At 49.3% G+C, this 19,941-nt stretch carries 17 protein-coding genes, 1 tRNA gene and 1 pseudogene; 5 read left to right on the forward strand and 14 right to left on the reverse strand.

Annotated features, from left to right (window positions below; genetic code table 11):
• Positions 1-101: 101 nt before the first annotated feature.
• A pseudogene (locus B160_RS29645) lies at positions 102-407 on the forward strand (four helix bundle protein); the annotation flags it as partial.
• Between the two features lie 66 nt (positions 408-473).
• Here the strand turns inward: B160_RS29645 and B160_RS0118500 are convergent.
• On the reverse strand, positions 474-1,727 hold the full coding sequence (locus B160_RS0118500; RefSeq protein ID WP_018629414.1) for an efflux RND transporter periplasmic adaptor subunit: 1,254 nt from the start codon (positions 1,725-1,727) through the stop codon (positions 474-476).
• Positions 1,728-2,074: 347 nt separating this feature from the next.
• Positions 2,075-2,521: a peroxiredoxin gene (locus tag B160_RS0118505; protein ID WP_018629415.1), complete on the reverse strand. Its 447-nt coding sequence runs from the start codon at positions 2,519-2,521 to the stop codon at positions 2,075-2,077.
• 219 nt (positions 2,522-2,740) lie between these two features.
• Between B160_RS0118505 and B160_RS0118510 the strand changes: the two genes are divergently transcribed.
• Together B160_RS0118510 and B160_RS0118515 are read left to right on the forward strand one after the other, a co-directional pair.
• Positions 2,741-4,096 carry a sigma-54-dependent transcriptional regulator gene (locus B160_RS0118510; protein WP_026309855.1) on the forward strand — a complete coding sequence of 452 codons (1,356 nt, stop codon included), beginning with the start codon at positions 2,741-2,743 and terminating at the stop codon, positions 4,094-4,096.
• On the forward strand, positions 4,083-5,423 hold the full coding sequence (locus B160_RS0118515) for a sensor histidine kinase (RefSeq protein ID WP_018629418.1): 1,341 nt from the start codon (positions 4,083-4,085) through the stop codon (positions 5,421-5,423). Before B160_RS0118510 ends, B160_RS0118515 begins: the two co-directional genes overlap by 14 nt.
• Positions 5,424-5,512: 89 nt before the next feature.
• Here B160_RS0118515 and B160_RS29650 read toward each other — a convergent pair whose 3' ends face one another.
• The 7 genes from B160_RS29650 to B160_RS0118560 all read right to left on the reverse strand — a co-directional run bounded on the left by B160_RS29650 (position 5,513) and on the right by B160_RS0118560 (position 13,179).
• Positions 5,513-6,178 (reverse strand): AcvB/VirJ family lysyl-phosphatidylglycerol hydrolase, encoded by a 666-nt coding sequence (locus B160_RS29650; protein WP_018629419.1) that lies wholly within the window; start codon positions 6,176-6,178, stop codon positions 5,513-5,515.
• 3 nt (positions 6,179-6,181) lie between these two features.
• Positions 6,182-8,788 (reverse strand): phosphatidylglycerol lysyltransferase domain-containing protein, encoded by a 2,607-nt coding sequence (locus B160_RS0118525; protein WP_018629420.1) that lies wholly within the window; start codon positions 8,786-8,788, stop codon positions 6,182-6,184.
• Positions 8,789-8,986: 198 nt separating this feature from the next.
• Positions 8,987-9,190 carry a hypothetical protein gene (locus tag B160_RS0118535; protein ID WP_018629422.1) on the reverse strand — a complete coding sequence of 68 codons (204 nt, stop codon included), beginning with the start codon at positions 9,188-9,190 and terminating at the stop codon, positions 8,987-8,989.
• Positions 9,191-9,408: 218 nt separating this feature from the next.
• Positions 9,409-9,675: a hypothetical protein gene (locus B160_RS0118540; RefSeq protein WP_018629423.1), complete on the reverse strand. Its 267-nt coding sequence runs from the start codon at positions 9,673-9,675 to the stop codon at positions 9,409-9,411.
• A gap of 240 nt (positions 9,676-9,915) precedes the next feature.
• Positions 9,916-12,117 carry a response regulator gene (locus B160_RS0118550; RefSeq protein ID WP_169540100.1) on the reverse strand — a complete coding sequence of 734 codons (2,202 nt, stop codon included), beginning with the start codon at positions 12,115-12,117 and terminating at the stop codon, positions 9,916-9,918.
• Positions 12,118-12,151: 34 nt separating this feature from the next.
• Positions 12,152-12,349, reverse strand: a complete 198-nt coding sequence (locus B160_RS29655; RefSeq protein WP_040680073.1) for a hypothetical protein — start codon at positions 12,347-12,349, stop codon at positions 12,152-12,154.
• A gap of 134 nt (positions 12,350-12,483) precedes the next feature.
• Positions 12,484-13,179 carry a LytR/AlgR family response regulator transcription factor gene (locus tag B160_RS0118560; RefSeq protein WP_026309856.1) on the reverse strand — a complete coding sequence of 232 codons (696 nt, stop codon included), beginning with the start codon at positions 13,177-13,179 and terminating at the stop codon, positions 12,484-12,486.
• A 376-nt stretch (positions 13,180-13,555) separates the two neighbouring features.
• On the opposite strand from B160_RS0118560, the gene B160_RS32010 reads away from it, so the two are divergent.
• Both B160_RS32010 and B160_RS0118575 read left to right on the forward strand, forming a co-directional pair.
• Positions 13,556-15,616, forward strand: a complete 2,061-nt coding sequence (locus B160_RS32010; protein WP_018629428.1) for a TIM barrel protein — start codon at positions 13,556-13,558, stop codon at positions 15,614-15,616.
• A gap of 141 nt (positions 15,617-15,757) precedes the next feature.
• Positions 15,758-15,834 (forward strand) — tRNA-Ala (locus B160_RS0118575).
• A 117-nt stretch (positions 15,835-15,951) separates the two neighbouring features.
• Here the strand turns inward: B160_RS0118575 and B160_RS0118580 are convergent.
• The 5 genes from B160_RS0118580 to B160_RS0118600 all read right to left on the reverse strand — a co-directional run bounded on the left by B160_RS0118580 (position 15,952) and on the right by B160_RS0118600 (position 19,933).
• A complete protein-coding gene (locus B160_RS0118580; protein WP_157558130.1) occupies positions 15,952-16,389 on the reverse strand; it encodes a hypothetical protein in 438 nt (145 codons plus the stop codon).
• Positions 16,382-16,723, reverse strand: a complete 342-nt coding sequence (locus tag B160_RS0118585; protein ID WP_018629430.1) for a phage holin family protein — start codon at positions 16,721-16,723, stop codon at positions 16,382-16,384. Before B160_RS0118585 ends, B160_RS0118580 begins: the two co-directional genes overlap by 8 nt.
• Positions 16,724-16,848: 125 nt before the next feature.
• A complete protein-coding gene (locus tag B160_RS0118590; RefSeq protein WP_018629431.1) occupies positions 16,849-17,157 on the reverse strand; it encodes a YtxH domain-containing protein in 309 nt (102 codons plus the stop codon).
• Between the two features lie 135 nt (positions 17,158-17,292).
• Positions 17,293-18,618: a citrate (Si)-synthase, eukaryotic gene (locus B160_RS0118595; RefSeq protein WP_018629432.1), complete on the reverse strand. Its 1,326-nt coding sequence runs from the start codon at positions 18,616-18,618 to the stop codon at positions 17,293-17,295.
• A gap of 211 nt (positions 18,619-18,829) precedes the next feature.
• Positions 18,830-19,933, reverse strand: coding sequence for an LptF/LptG family permease (locus B160_RS0118600; protein ID WP_018629433.1), 1,104 nt, complete (start codon positions 19,931-19,933; stop codon positions 18,830-18,832).
• Positions 19,934-19,941 lie beyond the last annotated feature (8 nt).

Here is a 19,941-nt window from a genome sequence, read left to right on the forward strand (position 1 = left end):
ACTCCTGTATTAAAATATTTTTTTATGTTTACTTATTGTTAATACTATAAAAACAGACTATGAGGAACTTTACAAAACTCACCATTTGACAAAGAAGTCATCAACGCACCTTAACGATCTACCGCATCACTAAAAACTTTCCCAAAGAAGAAAATAGGGCATTAACCTATCAAATGCGGAAAGCCGCCTATTCTATTCCTACAAACATCGCGGAAGGCTGCGGCAGGAGAACAATTCCACAATTCAGAAACTTCCCCGACATTGCCGCAGGTTCTGCTACCGAAACTCATTACCAGCTTATCCTTTCGAAAGATCTTTTCTATATTACCGCTACGCTTGCAGAAAGCTTAATTCAGGAAGTTATCGAGATCAAAAAAATGATTTCCGGATTCATGGACAAACTTTGATCCTGACGGCTGATAGCCGACAGCTACTTCTTCAACACCAGCGTCTCATATCTCCGTTCTCAATTCTCACCTCCTGAGAATCAGCTCCTGCATATCCCCGTAATTTTCATAACTGCTGGTAACCACTCTGTCACCGGGTTTGAGGCCCTTCAGCACTTCATAGTAATCCGGGTTCTGGCGTCCAAGCTGCACTTCAGCCTTGTAGGCCGTTTTTCCATCATCGCTCAGTTTGAACACCCAGTTGCCACCGGTTTGCTGATAGAAGCCGCCCTTCGCCAGCAGGATCGCGGTCATTTCATCGCTCAATGCCAGGCTGATCTGCAAGGTTTGCCCGCGCCGGATGTCTTTAGGAGCAGCGCCGGTAAACTCCATATCTACCTGAAAGCGTCCGTTGGTTACCTGGGTGTACACTTTTTTCACCCGCAGCCGATAAGTCTTTCCGGCCACTGCAGCTTCCCCGGTAAGCCCGTTGAACACCCTGGAAATATAATGCTCATCGATATCCACCCGCACTTTATATCCGCTCAGCACATCAATCTGCCCCAGGCGCTCTCCTTTGTTCTTGGACTGCCCGATCTCCGCATCCAGGGAGGTCAGCTGCCCGTCGACCGGGGCACGCAGCACCAGGTCGCCCACTTTGCGACCGTAAAGGGTCAATGCTCTTTGAGAATTGTTAAACGACTGGGCGGCCTGTTTTGTCTGCAGCTGGTTGGATTCCGCATCCTGCTTCGTAATGCGTTCTGCAAGGTCGCGTTTTTTGAGTTTGTACTGATAATCGATTTCCGATTTACGGAATTCCTGTTCGCCGATGGCTTTATTCTCATACAGGTACTTATTCAGGTTATAAAGGCGCGCTGCTTCTTTCAGCTGGCTTTCCGCATCCGTCATCTGGTTGAGGTTGTTCACAGTATTTTGCTGTGCAGTAGCCTTGGCCAGTTGTACCTGTGCCAGTGTGGTATAAACGGAAGACTGCTGACCGATCAGGTTCAATTCAAGATCGGTATTGCTCAAGCGTAAGATCGGTTCCCCTTTTTTCATCATGGCGCCGTCCTCTACAAACTTTTCTTCCACCCGCCCGCCTTCCATCGCATCGAGGTAAATGGTGCTGATGGGCAGCACAACCCCGTTTACCGGTATGTACTCTTTAAATGGCGCTTTTTTAACCTCACTGACGGTTATCCGTTCCAGGTCCACGTTCAGTTTGCTTTTGCCGCCGGCTATTACCACGCTGAACACGATCAACAATGCCAGCGCCGTTATACCGGCAATGGCTCCTATTCTTTTTTTACTCCAGAACTTTTTTTCAATTACTCTGTCCACGTTTGCTCTTTTTTTACCGTAATATGCCTTTTGCGTATTTTATAGCTGACCGTTCATTTTGCAGTGCGCTTCGCTGGACGGTTTACAGTCCTTTATCCATCATGCAACAATATGCCAATTTACCAAACTATTGATCGTAAATACATTAATACCGGAAAGTTTTATTTTTCTGTTCGCTATCGCACAAGAACTGTCCGTTTTTGATACAGTGAAGCGGACAGCTTTTAGCTATCGGCCAGCAGCAAAATCTGACAATTGACCCTGACAGCTGAAAAAAGGGAGCAGATAAGACTACCCGCCCCGTATATACATGAGAAATGTCGAAAGATAGAAAGATACAGGAGCTGCTACAGATCTCCTCTCCTGTATTTTTTTGATGTAACGATCTGGCCGTTACCGTTCACCACGGCATTGACCAGGTATTGCTCATCCTTTAAGGTCACATAATAAGTTACCTCATCATTTATACTCAGTTCTGAGACGTTGGCGATGTGCTGTTTTTCAAATTTCTTTTTCAGGCGATAACGGATGATGGCAGGCAGCTGCTCCTCCCGGTAATACCGGATCGTCCGGATCAGTTTCCCGTTGTCATCAAAAACCGCCCGTACCAGCATGTCGTTTACTTTAAAGCTCGCTTCGTTATTGTCCTTCTCTTGTTTCCATTTCACCTGCTCTGCATGCGCAAAAACCAGCTCGAAACTTTTTAGTACTTTTTCGTTCAGCACCGGGTTCGTATCGGCGGCGGCCACATTCAACGTAATAAAAGCGGCGATGATCCATATCAGTTTTTTCATTGTGATGTTCTTTAAATGTTTGAGGAATATGATTCTGCTATCAGGTACTGAAACGGCGTGCCACAATAATAACAGCATAACACTCAATTACTTAAATCCGGGCTCATTAAAAAAAACGTATAAAACCGGACACCAACCGTCTGTTTTTGATACAGTTGCAAAAATTTTGGAACAGAATATTTGTTATCCGGTTTACTATCCTCATTTTTGTTATCCGTTATGCTATTAAAAGACGCATCCATATTGATCGTTGATGATGACCCTGATGTGCTCACCGCTGCACGCCTGCTGCTCAAATCGCAAGCCAGGGAAGTAACCACCGAGAAAAACCCGGAGAACCTCCGGTCTGTTTTCTCAAAAAAAGATTTCGATCTTGTATTGATGGATATGAACTTCAACAGCAGTATCAATACCGGTAATGAAGGTTTATACTGGTTGCGCAAGATCCGGGAATTGGGGTCAAAGGCCTCCATCATTATGATCACCGCATATGGCGACATAGACCTGGCGGTACGGTCGCTCAAAGAAGGTGCTTCTGATTTTTTGCTGAAACCCTGGCAAAACGACCAACTGATCCTGAACATAAAAGAGCTGCTGAAAAAGCGGGCGGCGAAATCCTCAGCAGCCCAGCTCCATACCGCGGGAACCAGCGGCCTGCTCGGGCATTCTGAGGCCATGCAGGATGTACAGAAAAAGATCGAAAAGATCGCACCCACAGATGCCAATATACTGGTGCTGGGTGAAAACGGCACCGGCAAGGACCTCGTGGCCCATGCCATTCATCAGCAATCGCGGCGGGCCGCAAAGCCGTTCATAAAAACGGATGTGGGCTCACTAACGGAGAGCCTTTTTGAAAGCGAATTGTTCGGGCATACCAAGGGCGCATTTACCGACGCACGGGAAGAGCGGACCGGGCGTTTTGAAGCAGCCGGCGGCGGTACCCTGTTCCTGGATGAGATCGGTAATATCTCCCTGCATCAGCAGGCACGTTTACTGACCGTGCTTCAAAACAGGCAGGTCACCAAACTGGGATCGCATCAGCCCATCCCGATTGATATACGCCTGATCTGCGCTACCAATGTTCCGCTTGACGAACTGGCCAATGAAAAACGTTTCAGGAAGGACCTCATCTACCGCATCAATACCGTAGAGATCATCCTGCCGCCGCTGCGGAAAAGAACAGGCGATATTGAGCTGCTGGCCCGCCATTTTGTAAAACAGTATAAGGAAAAATATTTTAAATCCAATCTCGAACTGGATAAAAAAGCCATCGATAAGCTCAACCACTACCATTACCCGGGAAACGTACGTGAGCTGCAATATGCCATAGAACGTGCCGTGATCATGAGCGACGGCGAATACCTGCAACCGGGGGATATTGTTTTTTCGCCCATTGAAAGCAGGGACACTGAGTCGATGAAAACGCCGGATTCCATCAATCTGAATGTTCTTGAAAAGAATGCCATCCTCCTGGCGATAGAAAAGAACAACGGGAATATCACAAAAGCAGCAAAAGAGCTGGGACTGACGCGCACCGCTCTTTACCGCAGGCTGAATAAATATGATATTGAGTAAAAAAAGGACGGGACTGATCATTGAGCTCCTGCTGTTACTGGCCATTACCGCTGTGATGGCCTGGTGCGGAGGGCGCCGGGAATGGTGGTGGGCGAGCGCTTGCCTGCCGTGCTGGATCTACGTCCTCATCCGCATCATTCAGACCTCCGAAAAAACAGACAGGATCATCCTGGAATTTGTAGAGGCCGTTAAATACAATGATTTCAGTAAAAATTACAACACAGCTTCTGCTACCGGGGACATGAAAAAGCTGCTGACCGGGCTAAACTCGATCAATGACCGTTTTAAAGCGATCAATAAAGAGCGGAAGGCGGAGAACATCTACCTGCAAACGATCCTGGAACTGACGGGGATCGGCATCCTTTCCTTTGATAACGCAACCGGCCTGATCAACTGGATGAATGAGGCATTCAAAAAAATGACCGATATCCCGTATTTTAAAAATATACGCGCCCTCGAAAAACGGAACCCGGAATTCCTGAAACTGCTGCTGGAAATGGCAACCGGGCAAACAACCATCTTCACCTTTAAAAAAGGCATGCTGGATGAAAAGCTGCTGATCAGCGCCACTTTTTTTACCACGGACGGGAAGACTGATAAACTGATCTCAATACAAAGCATTAAAGGCACACTGGATGAAACAGAATCCGTAGCCTGGCAAAAACTGCTGAATGTAATGACCCATGAGATCATGAACTCCGTAGCACCGATCTCTTCCCTGGCTGATACGCTGAAGAATCAGCTGGAGCCGAAGGAACCGGATGGCGGGCCGGCCCCCATCGATCCGGAGGACCTGAAGCTGGGACTGGAAACGATCAAAAAAAGAAGCGAGGGACTGCAACGCTTTGCCATCACTTACCGCAACCTCAATAAGATCACCAAACCGGTTTTTAAAAAAGTAATGATCAGCGACATTTTTGAAAACCTTCAGAACCTGATGCAGCCCACACTGGACCAGAAGAACATTCAGCTGGACGTTATTCTTAAAGACCCCTTCCTGAGCGTGCAGGCAGATGTAAGTTTAATTGAGCAGGTAATGATCAACCTGATGACCAATGCCATTGAGGCGGTAAAAGCCAACCCGGCGCCCCAGATCACGCTTTCTGCTTTTGGAGAGGGCGAGCGTTCCTACATTCGCATTGCCGACAATGGTACCGGTATCCCCAATGCCATTGCGGAGCAAATATTCATTCCTTTCTTCAGTACCCGTAAAAACGGGAACGGCATCGGCCTCAGTCTTTGCAAACAGATCATGCTGCTGCACAAAGGAAGCATACAGATGAAAAGCAAAGAAGGGGAAGGCACGATGTTCCTGCTTTATTTTTAAACGGTGGAGGGGTCAGATTCGAGATTTCAGATTTGAGATTTGGCCCTTGGGTTTTGTATTTTGGATCTTGGGTCTTTGAAAGTTGGTGTTCACCAATACCCCGCAACAACTTTTACAAGTGCTGCCGTATCGCCGCCAAAGTGATGGCCCCCTTTCAAAACCACGGCCTTAAAGCTGCCCAGCTTAACCGCCTGCACCGGAAACTCCCCATCATCTCCCGGCAGGATGGCTACGATGCGCTGCCCGGCGGCCCGGTTGATCTCCGCCACCACATCCATGCTCCGCTTTTTACTGCTGCCCCACATATCGGCCACGCGGATCACGAAATCGGTGGTGGATGACGGGGCCATAAGCACCGTACGAAACACCCGGCTTTTAACGGCCCTGCCCAGCCGGTTCAGGATAAACGGCGTAACATCTGCCCCGAAGGAATACCCGACGATCAATAGTTGCTGACTGGGCCGGCCGCTGAATTGCTCCTCCAGGCAGGTCGTCAGCTCGGCCGCTGCCTGCTCCGGTGTTTTCTTGTTCCAGAAATAGGATCTCGAATTGACCGCCATTACTGTGTACCCCAGCTGGTTGACCCCCTTGCAAAAATCGCCGGTAAAACTATTCAACCCGCCATCCCCGCTTATATAAAGGACCAACGGCATTTTATCATTGCCCCGCCAGCTCTTCAGCGGCAATGCCGCGGTGCCGGAGGCTGCAGCATATAAAGACCATACCATACCACAAAACAAAAAAAATGTTCTCATATCTTAAATTGTATCAGATAAAGGTTTCATTACTTTCCTGAGCGCACCGGGGATCTGCAACAGGTCAAAATCATTGCCAAAAACCATGTATTTATTCTCCCAGATGGTGGCATATTTCTCCTTAAAATCGCGCAGGGTCCGGTAATGCCGCAGGCTGCCCATACGCTGCGAAGCATATTTGATGATGCGTTCAGCCGGGTTGTCCGGCGCCTTCATACCATTGAACGGGATCATTCCCAGGTTGAGGTATTTATACTGTTGCGCCCTGGCATACTCCGTCAGCTTTACGATCAATGCATCCATGCATCCGCCGGGTGCTTCCAGCCGCCTGCGGATAAGGTCATACGTACACTCCTCCGGTGTGTAATCGCGGATGATGTTCAGAAAAGCCTGGACCACCCCTTCGGCATCTTTTACAACGATCACATCCGATTGCCGTATTGCCTCCCGGTCGAACATTCCCTGCGAAAACACCATTTCCTTTTTTTCAAATTTCTTCAGCCATTCATCAGATACCGATTCCAGCTCCCCGAGGAAGGCATCGCCGTGCGGTGCAGCCGCCAGCAGGGTTTCATAGCCCCTCTTCTGCAAACTGTTCAGCCCGTTGCGCAGGGATTTGCGGTCCTTACCCTCCAGGGTGAACCGGTCCGTTTCCATTATGGCCTCCTGCCCTATAAAGATCTTCATCTTCCCAAGATCCTCAAAATGCAGCAGGCTGCTTTCATCGACCCGGTAATACACAGTTTTTAACCCCTGCTGTTTGCAGAAGGCTTCAAACTCTTTCAGCACTTCTGTCTTGTCTTCCGCCGCACAAACCGGTTCTTCCAGCACCATTGCAAAATCATTGGCCACCCGGTAAGCCGTAAATCCGCTGGTGATGCCGGAAAAGAACAGCTGTTTATCGGGCATCGTTTTAAAATAATCCACTGCGGACCGGCCGTGCTCTTCCAGAACCGCTCTTGCCAGCCGGGTGGCAGTTTGGGCATCCGGAGCCGCATCCTCAAAGATCCGGGGGCGCAGCAGGGAATAGACCAGGAGCAGCCAGGAACAAGCGCCCAGGAAGCGGGTGATGTTGATGAAGTCACGCCCGAAATGCGTTTTGGGCGTAAGCTCGTCATCCGAAAACAACAGGAAGCTCCTCAGCGTGTAATACAACGACTGGCGCCAGTTAAAATCAATACCAAAATGCCGTTTATCAATAAAATAAAAACTGAGAAAATCAAAGAGGCAAACGGAAAGAAGCGTGATGAAAAAGGTAGCAAAGCCGATACGGATCCACCGGGGATTTTCTTTGACCCGGTATTGTTTGCTGTTTGCGATCAGCAATATAAGGATGAAGCCGGCCAGCAGGCTTTCTTCGTAATCCAGCGCTTTTGCAATATTGCCTAAAATGGAAAGCGCCGTAAAGATCAATGCAGCGATCCACGCCGCCCGCAGTCCTTTAATGAGGTAAGCCGATGTAACGAGTAATGAGATGCCGAGCACCAGTACCATCAGCTTAGATGCATGAATGGCTTCCACCGGAAGATAGTACCGGTCCAGCCGCATCCGTTCGGCCAGCGGCGGTGTGGCTACCGATATGAGGTTCACCATACCCAGGAAAAAAATGGCGACCGCCGGCACAATGCGTGCCACCAGCTGCCGCCCCCTCCATATAAACGCAAACAATCCCAGCAACAAAGGGATCCAGAATTCAAACACCCGGTACAGCAGGGTAATGCCCAGTCCTTCATCATGACGGTAGCCATAGTCCATAAAAATATACAGCATGGTAAACTCCACAGCTCCCAGCCCGCGCAGGAACGGAGACAGGATCATCAATACCACCGAGAGCGTATAGCCCACAGCCGCCACCTGAAACGATGGGGCTGCTCCCAGCGCATAAATACTGATGTACACATGCGCGATGCCACAGCATTCAATTGCCAGCGAAGCAGCAATGGAGCACCACAGCTGCCGCTTATTGACGGCACCGGAAAAGAGCCCGTCCATATTGCTGATAAAGGAAGGAGATTTCCGGCTGACCCACCGGTAGGGTTTCCCCTTTGTTCTGAAAGAATACACGATCAAGAAAACGCCGCCCAGCAGCAGCCCCAGCAGCAATAACGAAAGCCCGGCCGCCCCCGCATGCCGTTGCTTACTGAGGTTATAAAGGATAACGGGCACCCCGATCAGGAAAACGGTCAGCAAACCCACATAGCCGTAAACAACGCTCGCCTGGTGGATCTGTGTGGCATTCAGATTCCGCCTGCGTAGCTGCGCCGTGGTATAGGCCAGAGAGCTGATTCCTCCTGCCGGGAGGAACACGCTTAAAAAATTCCGTTTTAAAAAGAGCTCCACGGCATCCGTTAACTTCAATCGCATACCCATAGCCCGGAAACTATAGATATACATGAGTGCCTGCAGCAGCACGTACAGGGCCGACACTACCAACCCGGCAATGATCCACCTGCCATCCGCAGCCCGCAGCTGTGGGAATATGGATTGCAGTTCTTTACGCTCACTTCTGAAAAACACAAAGGCCAAGAGGATCACAAGCACAGCCAGGATCTCCTTCCAATAGGTTTTGGGCGAAAATTTCCGGAACTGTTTTAGTAGCTGTTCTTTCATACAGATCGGGTCCGGTTATTTGGGCCGGTAAACATAACCCGTTTCAATGTAAAACCATGCGGATCTACATTTAAATTATTAAAAAAAAATGGTTTTATAAGGATCCATGTATACCCATACGATCCCAAAAAAACAACCCCAGCAAGTGGGGTTGTTTTGAGACAGTATTAAAATCCACCGCCATAAAAAGAGCACCGGCTATTTAGCCTTTGCTTCTTTTTTTGTTACCGCTTTCTTAGCTGCACCAGCTTTCTTTTTGCTATGCTTCACGGCTTTGCCTTTTTTATGATCGACCTTTGCGGTCTCGGTCTTCACAGGCTTATCCTGAAAATGGGTTCCTGCTGCATTTACTGCCAGTCCTGTACTTAATACGAACATTGCTGCGATTAAAATTTTTTTCATTTTTTGATTTTTAAAAGATTCTTCGGTATTTTTTGTTTACTACACTAAAGCTACGTTGCACCAGCGCCGCTTCACATGCGCAATAGGCAAAACGGCAAAATCGATCGTTGAAAAGGCAAAGCCATCATCTGTTCGCAAGGCGGGAAATAAGATTGCGCAGTCCTAAAAAAAGCCCCGCAAACGCAGGGCACCTTAACAATCAAGAACTCAAAACGTGTCTATTTTTTATTTACTTTATACCTTTTATCGGGTGTACCGTCTTTTTTTAAATGTTGATTTTCCGTATACCGCTTGTCAGGCGTGCCATCTTTTTTTACATGGGCAACCGAATGATCTGCCTTCTTTGCGGCAACTTTTTTTCCCACGCTTTTCTGAGCCGGCTTTGCGACCTGCACTTTGGCGGGCTTGGTTTGCGCGGGAGCGGTTTGTGCCTGCGACAGGCTAAAGGTGACCAGCGCGAGTACGGCAATAAAAATCTTTTTCATTTTTTATTTTTTTATAACCGGATAAAGATACACCGGGTACCATTGCAGGGACCCCCGCTAAAGACGAAAAGGCAAAAACAGTCGCTGAAACAAAAAAAACAGGCGGCAAATACATCAAGCAGCAGTGCATTTTCCCGAGGTTTTGAGGGTTCATTCAAGGACCGGGCAGAGGCGTAACGCGCAGGACCCCGCATAAAAAATAACGCGGCGATATCAACGATACCCGCCCGGGGTGCTCCTTCAGGCATAGTGTACCACATAATAGGCCTTCGCTTCATCCAGGGCATGCCGGCATATTTCCTGCAGCCGCTCATAAACCCCGGAAAAGGAAGGATCGGCCGGTTGCATTTTTTCCAGTGCAGACAGGTATGTTTCCACATGAGCAGTAAGCCCCAACACGCCCACGGTTGTTTTCATGCTGTGGGCCGTTCTCCGCACCTGATCCGGGCGGCCCTGCTGCCAGGCTGTTCCGATCCGGGTCAGTTCCTCCGGCACCATCTCGCAGAATTGCTCCATGATCTCCTTTTCGTATGCCTTGTTGCCTCTGCTTACCGCCAGCAGGTAATCCAGCTGTAAATAATGCAGCCCGTTTTCTTCCGGTGGAACAGCAGGCGACGCTATGGCCGTGACCGACTCAGCCGGCTGCTCCAGCAGCTGCACCAGTAACCGGTGCAATACGGCTTCATGCAGCGGCTTCGCGATATAATCGTTCATTCCAGCCTGTAAACATTTTTCTTTCTGGCCTGCCAGCGCATCGGCCGTCATCGCCACAATGGGTACAGGGTTGTGCAGCTCGTTCCGTATGATAGCCGTGGCAGTATAGCCATCCATTTCCGGCATCTGCAGGTCCATAAGCACCAGGTCGTAATGCGTGCCTTTCAGCAACCGGATCGCTTCCACTCCATTGGAAGCCGTATGAAAGCCCACCTCCCAGTTGCTGAGCAGCTGTACCAGCAACAACCGGTTCAGCTCATTATCCTCAACAACCAGCACTTTTTTATGCGGCCATGCCATTACCGTTCCTTTTACAGGAGCAGCACCATTTTCCTTTTCAACGGCCGGAGGCAGCACCCGGAAAGGCAGCAGCACCGTAAACGTTGTTCCGGCGTCTTTTTTGCTGGCCACCTCGATGCTTCCGTTCAGCAATTGCACCAGGTCTTTTACAATGGTAAGGCCCAGGCCCGTACCACCGTATTTCCGGGTAATGCTTTCATCACCCTGGCGAAAGCGGGCGAACACCGCGGCAGATTCCGTTGCGTCCATCCCCATACCCGTATCTGAAACCACAAAGGCCAGCATCACTTTGTTGCCCGTGATCTGTTGCAGACCAACCGCTGCTGTTACATCCCCCTTCTCTGTAAACTTTATGGCATTGCTGATGAGATTCACAAGGATCTGGGTCAGCCGTACTTCATCGCCTTCCACGATCTCCGGAATCTCGGGTGCTACTTCTACGGAAAAACGCAATCCCTTTTCCTGGCTTCGCTGCCGGTAAAGGTGTTCAATGGAAGCAACCGTTTCCCGTATATTCAATGCTGTTTTTTCCACCGGCATCATTCCCGCTTCTATTTTTGAGATATCCAGGATGTCGTTTACAATTTGCAAAAGGTTTTCTCCCGCTTTATGAATAAGCCCGGTGTACCGTGCTGTTTCCGGGTCTGTTTCCCGTTTCCGCAGCAACCCAGTAAAACCCAGGATGGCGTTCAGCGGGGTTCTTATCTCATGGCTCATATTGGCCAAAAAATGCTCCTTAGCCTCGGCCGACTGCCGGGCCCGCAGCTCCGAGGCATTGAGCTGGTGGATCAGCCGTTGCTGTTCTCCCATTTTATAAGAGATATAGCCAAAGGCCAGCAGGGATGCTACTGCTGCAATTGCCGCCAGGATCGTTCCAAAAGTCTTGGCATTCCGGCCGTTGGTATCGGCGTTGTCGATCAATTGGGTAACGCTCACCTGGTAGCGCTCGTCGATCCGGTGTGCCAGGCTGCGGATGGAGTCTGTAAACAGGGCTCCCTCCTGATCATTGATCAGCGCTTCTGCGGCGTCCTTACCATCTCCGGCAAATGTGCGCAATACTTCTTTATTCAGGCCGATCTTTTTATTAACCAGCCGTTTTAGCTGGAGTATGCCCGCTCCAATGATCTGATCGGTTTCAAAAGAGTCCAGTGCATAAAAAGACCGGTTCACGCGCTTTACCTGCTGCTCAAACCGGCCGTCCTTCAGGTCCTGTCCGCGTATGACGATGCTTTTGGCCTCTGTTTCCAGCTGTGCTACATTTTCCTGTACATGCTGAAGCTCCATCTTGATCTTCAACAGGCTCATCAGGTCCTCATTGCCGTTGATGAGCTGGTTGATGCTCCGACTGGAATTAAACTGCAGGAAAACAATAATGATGACTGCAGCTATAAACGTAACCACCATTATGTATCGGAAGGAAGATTTCATAACCGGGCAATTCCTGTCAAATATAGTCCAATTATCAGGCATCGTCACGCCGGTTGGCCGTAATGTTCCAGAACAGTTTTACAAATACAATAAGATCAGCCACGATGAGGCTCAGGAACAAAAAGATGACCAGCAGGTTACGAAGCACATACAATTCATAAAGCAGCCCATATACAAACCCGATCAGCAGCAGGGCCGACAGCGTCATGTATATGATTTTTCGGGTGTTCACGATGCCGGGGTTTATCTTAATGTAAAAATACTACCGGTAAAACCGGGATCCCTGAAGAATCGCCGAACGGGCAAAAAGGATCGTTGGAGGAAGTGGTGCGGTTCTGACCGGATACCGGGATCCGGCCTTCGCTCCTATAACACGTTCAGTCGCTTGTTGAGCGCATTCCGGTAGGCATCTGCAACCGGCACCGGCTTCCCCCCGATGACCAATGCCCCCTGCTCTATACGGTCGATCTTATCCACTGCTACAATATATGAACGATGCACGCGTATAAACCGCTGAGCCGGCAAGCGTTCTTCCACGGTCTTCAGCGGACTGTGCACAGCATAAAACCTGTGTGTGGTATGCAGCTTTACGTAATCGCCCATTGCTTCTGCATAAAGAATCTCATCGAAGCCCAGTCTTTTTACCACATTGGAGTCCCTGATAAAAAGAAACGCGTCCGCGTGCACATTTATGTGCTCACTTTTACTGTCAATAATTTCCCTTGCACGGTCGAGTGCCTGCAGGAAGCGCGCCGGTTGCACCGGCTTGGTAATATAGTCGGCCACGTTCAGTTCAAAAGCTTCGATGGCATATTCTTCTTTGGCAGATATAAAAATGATCACCGGCCGGTTTTCCCCCAGGTGCCGGGTCAGTTCCAGCCCGGTCATCTCCTCCATTTCAATATCCAGCAATAGCAGGTCCACTGGTTTCTCCCGGAGCAGATTGCAGGCTTCCAATGCACTGGAAGCTTCTCCGGCCACTTTCAGATCGCTTATCTGTGCCGCCAGCTGTTTTAATGTAGCCCGCGCTATCTTATTATCATCAACAATCAAACAGTTCATAAACCTCTTCGTTTGAAGCATATCAAAAGTAGGGCTTATTTTGCATTGTGCCGATAGAAGTACTAAAGCAAGGGATGCCTTGGTTCCCGCAACAGCGTAATGATACAGCGAGCCCGGCACGGTTAAATAAAACCGCATACCGTTGAAGTTTTCATGTTTCAGCGATTATACACCCGTGTGAGCAATACAAAAAATTTACAAAAAGAACATATTCCACCATAAGCAGGTTTACGACCGGGTTGTAACTTCATATAAATTTTTACAAGCAAGCCGGGTATTTTATTCTTTACTTATTCCCCGGACCCTAAAAATAAAGTTTTGATCTGAATATGCTATTTTAGCGTTCTTCTTATTTATTATGCCACTCATGAAATCAATGATCTACTTACGGAAAGGACTTTTGCTCCTTCTGCTGTTCCCGTGTACAATGGCCGTTGCGCAGGCCGGATTTCCAAAACCCCTGCGCCTGGGCTTTAATATCAGGATGGACAAGATCACCCCCGAAGGAATGAAAGCAGCAAAGGCCGCCGGCATCGATTGTATTGAAGTGGGTATGGGAGGCATTGTGGATACTGCCCGTAATTTTTTAAAAGCAGACGAAGCGTTTCTGGAAACAGCGCAAAAGGCGCGCAAAGCTGCAGAAGAGGCGGGCATACAGATCTGGTCCGTTCATATGCCCTTTGGAAAAAACATCGACCTCTCCCTGGGTGATGAAAACGCACGCAGGGCTGTAGTAGCCATGCATACCCGTATTTTAAAATATGTAGCAGTCCTGGATCCGCACATCATTCTTTTTCACCCCAGCTGGTATTTGAACCGGAACGAGCGGCCGCTGCGCAAAAGGCAGCTGGTGCAGTCGGTGCAGGAACTGGATCCGATGATAAAGCAACAGGGGGCCATTATGGTCATTGAAAATATGCTGGGGCCGGAGCTGCGGCACGGGCTGGTACGGGAACGCCCCCTGCTGCGCACCGTGGAAGAAGCCGTAGAAGTGATGAACCTGCTGCCCGGTGATGTATATTCCGCCATTGACCTCAACCATATCAAGTACCCTGAAAAGCTCATCCTGGCCATGGGACAACGGCTGAAGACTCTGCATGTGGCAGACGGCACTGGCCGGGAAGAAAATCACTATTTTCCCTGTAACGGCAAGGGCGAAAATAACTGGGTGGCCATCCTGCAGGCTTTGGATCAGGTGGGTTATGACGGCCCCTTTCTGTATGAAAGCCATTCCAAAAATGTAGCCGATTATAAATCCTGCTACCAGTCGCTGTATGCCGCGGCATTTGGTACCGGGGCGAACCTCACCCCTACGCTGGAGCAAAAGAATTTTCCCCTGGCACAGCAACTGGCGGCATTGCAGACCTCTGCAGCGTTTCAGACCGGTATACAGGCATTGACACAGGGCTACGCAGCGCAATTGCGGCAGGCCGTTCAAAACTGCAGCAACAGAGCCTGCTATGCAACAGCGCTCCGCCTGTCGCCGGAACTGATCCGGCAGATAAGCGATGCATGGGTAAAAGAATACGCCCGCAATACGCGCCTGAAAGCAGCAGTTGCCGGGCTAAAGAAAAAAGAAACCTACTACCGGCAGCACCCGCTAAAAGACACCGCTTACCTGCGCTGGGTATGGGAAGCCGAAGCCGGTAACATCAACCGCATTTTCAGCATCTATATAAAAGGCGATGCCCCCCGCTATCCCAAAATCGATTCCATCCGTTTTAATGCAAAAGATAACGCGTATCCCAAAGCCATACAGGCCTACCTGGATCAGGCAGCCGGCAATGCCACACTGCCGGGCACCCCGCTTCATGCGGCCATCCGTGTACTTGAGCTCAACGGGCGCTATGAATCCGCCCGCTTTGAGCCGCTGAACGGCGGGCTCAACAACGCGCCATACCGGCAGTTGAAAAAGACCAAATGGAACCGCTATACCTACGGCCTCATCCTGGTACCGGGCCTGGGGCCGGAAGATCCTTCCGTAACGCTGGACTCCGGCGGGGCCCGGCGCTGCCGCGAAGCCGCTGTACTTTACAAGAAAGGGCTGGCCCCATTCATTGTTGTATCCGGCGGCAATGTACACCCCTTCTTAACCCCCTATAATGAGGCAGTGGAAATGAAACGCTATCTTACCGGCGTTTTGGGCATCCCGGAAAATGCGGTTTTTATAGAACCCCATGCCCGGCACACCACAACCAATATCCGCAATACCAACCGGATGATCTACCGGTTTAAAATACCAGCAAACAAACCGGTATTGATCGCTACGGATGCCAGTCAGACCCGGTACATCCGGGGTACCATGACCAAAACCGCCCTGCGGGACCTGGGTTATCTTCCTTACAGCAATATGCAGGAGATCAATGCAGAGCAGACCTCCTATTATCCCAATAAAGATTGCCTGCAAACGGACGCCACAGATCCGCTGGATCCATAGTGCTTACGCCGCCATCCCGGGCTCTGGAAAGCAAGCAACCGCTTCATTTTAATGCCCGGGCAGGCTCAAAAAATCGCGGAGACCTATTTCAAAAAAAATCTTGGACAATAACAAACAATCCATTAAGTTTGCGCTCCGCCTGGGGGATTAGCTCAGCTGGCTAGAGCGCTTGCATGGCATGCAAGAGGTCGTCGGTTCGACTCCGATATCCTCCACCAGGTAAAGAGGCCGTTTCAATATTGAGACGGCTTTTTTATTTCTTCCCCAACCATTTATATCCGCCGGATCCCGGCCAGGATTTCCCATTAGCCGTCATCATTTATTATGGTCGCTTTTCAGCGGACAGCGGTCCCCTTTTTTGTTCTCATCCCTTTTGAAAAATCAGCCATCCGCGCGTCTTCGCGAAGTTTATGGGCTGCACGGTGCAGCAAACGGCCGATCTGATCTCCCGCCTTTTCGCTGATCAGGTAGGTGGCCACTTTCTGTACCAGCACGGGCGCTATCAACCGCGATAACCAGCCGGCTTTACGCAGGATGCCCTTCCGGATCACAACATCCGTCAGCTTGGTAACCCCCAGCGCAATCAGAGGATTGGATGCGTCTGCATTCCAGATATCCTTCGTGGTTTTTGCGATATGGCTGATCGGGTTCAATGTGTCTTTGATTGCTTCCACCGACTGACGCAAATCCGTTTTGCGCTGTTTCAACCGGGCTTTGAGCCGGGCCTTTTCCTGCATCAGTTCTTTATGCGTCGTAATAACAGGCTTAGTCATAGAGGTTCTTAATGATGATGTTACGGATCAGGGGTTGAATGGTCTTTTTATTGAGCGCCAGTATCAGGATTAAAACAAGCAGCAGAAATCCGGCCACTACAAAAAAACCCAGCATGGGATTGCCCAGCGCCTGCCCGATCCAGTAACTGGCACCAAATCCGATAAATAAAAAGATAAAAAAAGCCAACCCGGTAACCAGGGCAAGAATCAAAAAAGAAGATCCCAGCTTACTGCCTTTGTCTACAATGTTGAGCATTGACAGGCGGTAATAGGTTTTTGCAATCTCCTCTACGTCTTCAGCCACATTCTCCAGCTTTTCTTTTAGTTCCAGCATAGTTTGCGTTTTACGGTTACAAATAAAAAAAAGGTTGCCTCAAAAGTATATTGTTTTTAGCGAACCAAAATTTCCGGCTCAACAACAAACCTTGCAGACAACCCGTTTACAGGGATGCGCTTTATTTATTTACGGGCATACTCGTCAGCCAAGTCATTGTATTCGCCCCGAAGCTCGTCATAGCCATCTTCTGCCTGGCCTTTGAACCGCTGATATCCTTTTTTGGCTTTATTCACGGCCTTATGCGAAAGATCGGAAAGACTTTCTTTACCGGTGGCAATGAGGCTACCCAAAGAATCTGCCCAGTCATTGGCCGTATTCTTCACTTTTTTACGGGTCTTCTTGCCTTCTTCTGTATAGAACAGCAAGCCGATAGCGATGCCGGCGAGCGCAGCCCCGGCAATACCAAGGATGTACTTGTCTCTATTTTTCATAAATTTCTTTTTTATTTTAGTTGAATAATCAGATGCTCTTTAAACTCCCCAAAAAACCGTACCAAAAAAAGTTTGTACCCTCACAATTCGGGTCATCTCAATTTACAAAATATTCCGCATTCCCCGGGGCTTTTTTTAGTCTCCCAGGTTTTCTACTTCCTTACTGAGCCACCTTTTTACGGCAGCGGTGGTCACTGATTTGGGCCGCTCCAGCGGCATGCCGAGGGCACGGTCCCAGCAAAGGCTCGATAATACCCCCAATGCCCGGCTTACAGCAAAAAGCACCGTGTAGTACTCATATTCTTTCATGCCGTAATGCACCAGTAAAGCGCCGCTGTGTGCATCTACATTGGGCCAGGGGTTCTTTACTTTTCCCAGTGACTGTAAGATACCGGGAACCGTTTCATAGATCCGCCACACTGTGTTCACCAGCGGATCATCCGGCATATGTTTTTTGCCAAACTCCATTTGCGCAGTAAAGCGCGGATCCGTCTGGCGCAATACGGCATGCCCGTAACCCGGTACTACTTTTCCTTCGCCCAGGGTCTTTTTTACGTATTCGGCGATCTGCTCCGCGCCCGGCGCTTCTGTGTTCAGCTCTTTCTGCATTTCAAAGATCCACTTGATCACCTCCTGGTTGGCCAACCCGTGCAAAGGACCTGCCAGCCCGTTCATACCCGCTGCGTAGCTTAAATAAGGATCACTCAACGCAGAGCCTACCAAATGGGTGGCATGCGCCGAAACATTGCCGCCTTCATGATCGGCATGAATGACCATATACAGGCGCATCAGCTCCTTAAACTCTTCATGATCATATCCGAGCATATGGGCAAAATTGGCAGCCCAATCCAGCATGCCGTCCGGCTGTACAGCTTTTCCGCCCTTGTATTTACGGCGGTAAACAAAAGCGGCAATATGTGGCAGCCGTGCGATCAGGTTCAGCGTATCTTCAAGTGTTGCTTCCCAATAGTCCTTTTTGGAAAATCCTTCGGCATAGCGCTTTGCAAAAACACTCTCCGCCTGCAGGGCCATCACCCCTACCACAAACTGGGTCATCGGGTGTGTATCCTTGGGCAGCGCTTTCATCGTGTCAAATACATAGGTAGGTACATGGCTGCGCCGCTGCAATATAGCACTCAGGTCTTCTACATCTTTCTCCGTGGGGATCTCACCGATCATCATCAGGTAAAACAACGCTTCCGGCAACGGTTCAGAACCACCTTTGGCTTTCGGAAGCTGTTCTCTCAGTTCTGGAATGGAACGTCTTTTAAAGCGGATGCCATCCTGTGCGTCCAGCAGGGAAGTTTCGGTAACCAGGGCAGTCATGCCTCTCATTCCCTGATAAATCTGTGCCAGCGTGGTCTCTCCGATCACCGTATTCCCATGTTCCTGGAGCAGGGTCTTGATTTCTGCCCCAAGCTTATCCGCCTGCTCTTTAAACTTCACTTTGAATTGTTCCATATATGCTCTTCGTCTTAACTATTAAAAAAATGGTTTGCGCTAAAGATAGTTAAAGCCAATTGCCACAGCAAATTATATTTTAGTAATTTTTCAGAGGCAATAAATCCTTAACAAAATACCTGTAAAAGGGTTTAAGAGAGCAGCAATTAGTTGTCAGTTTTCAGCTGCCAGCTGTCAGTTTTAGGAAAGCTGACGAGTGACAACTGACCGCTTATTTAGGAGCCGTTTTATACAGGCGCAGGGCCACGATGGTAAAAAAAAGATTGGGGATCCATGCGGCCAGCAAAGGAGGAAAATTTCCTTTGGTGGAAAAAACGGTCGAAAACTGGTCTGCCAGAATGAATACCGCGGCTATGACAATACCTAACGCCAGGTGCATGCCGCTCCCGCCCCGGGTTTTACGGCTGGCGATCACCGCACCAATAAAGGTTAGCAGTAATACGGTAAAGGGTGTTGAGGTCCGCTTATACAATTCCACTTTTAAAGCGTTCAGTCCTTCCGTCCCCCTCAATTCCTCGTTTTTGATCAGGCGTCTCAGACCGGGGGTCGTCAGCTTATCTTTCAGGTATTCGTCTTTGATCAGTTCATCCGGTGCCATGTTCAGGCGCACAACTTTCTCCTTGGAATGGGTCACCCGCTCACCAAGGCTGTCGACCTGGCGCTCCACTACATTTTCGGCCACCCATCTCCGTTGTCTTTTGGTTGTATCCCATCGAACGGAAGCGGCACGCAGGTTGTACACCACTTTGCCCCGCTTTACCCGGTCCATAAAGAAGGCACCGCTTTTTTTCGTAACCGCATCAAAATTTTTCACGCCCATATAGGTAACGCTGTCTACCCGCTTATAAAAACAGGTGCTACAGGCACTCTCCGACCGGTTCTTCAGCGGGTCATTCTTATCGATATACGTTTTCCGGAAATTGCTCATAATGTCGTTAGCCATCGGGATGAAATAGGCCCTTCCAAAAAACAGCAGGGTTGCCAGCAGCAACCCGCCTACCATATAAGGACGCAAAAAACGCGTAAATCGTGTACCGCTGGCAAGGATGGCGATGATCTCTGACCGCAATGCCATCTTACTGGTAAAGAAAATGACGGCGATAAACACAAACAACGGGAACAACAAACTCCAGATATAGGGGATAAAGCCCATATAATATTTCGTAAAGATCTGCCAGGAAGAAAGTCCTGATTTTACAAAATCGTCCGATTTTTCACTGGTATCGATGGCTACGGCAATGACTGTAAACAACAGCATGCAAAATACAAACGAGATCAACAGTTTGTTTAATATGTACCAGTCCAGTTTCTTCATGAAATATA

Origin of the sequence: Niabella aurantiaca DSM 17617, from assembly GCF_000374125.1 — a bacterium.
GTDB lineage: Bacteria > Bacteroidota > Bacteroidia > Chitinophagales > Chitinophagaceae > Niabella > Niabella aurantiaca.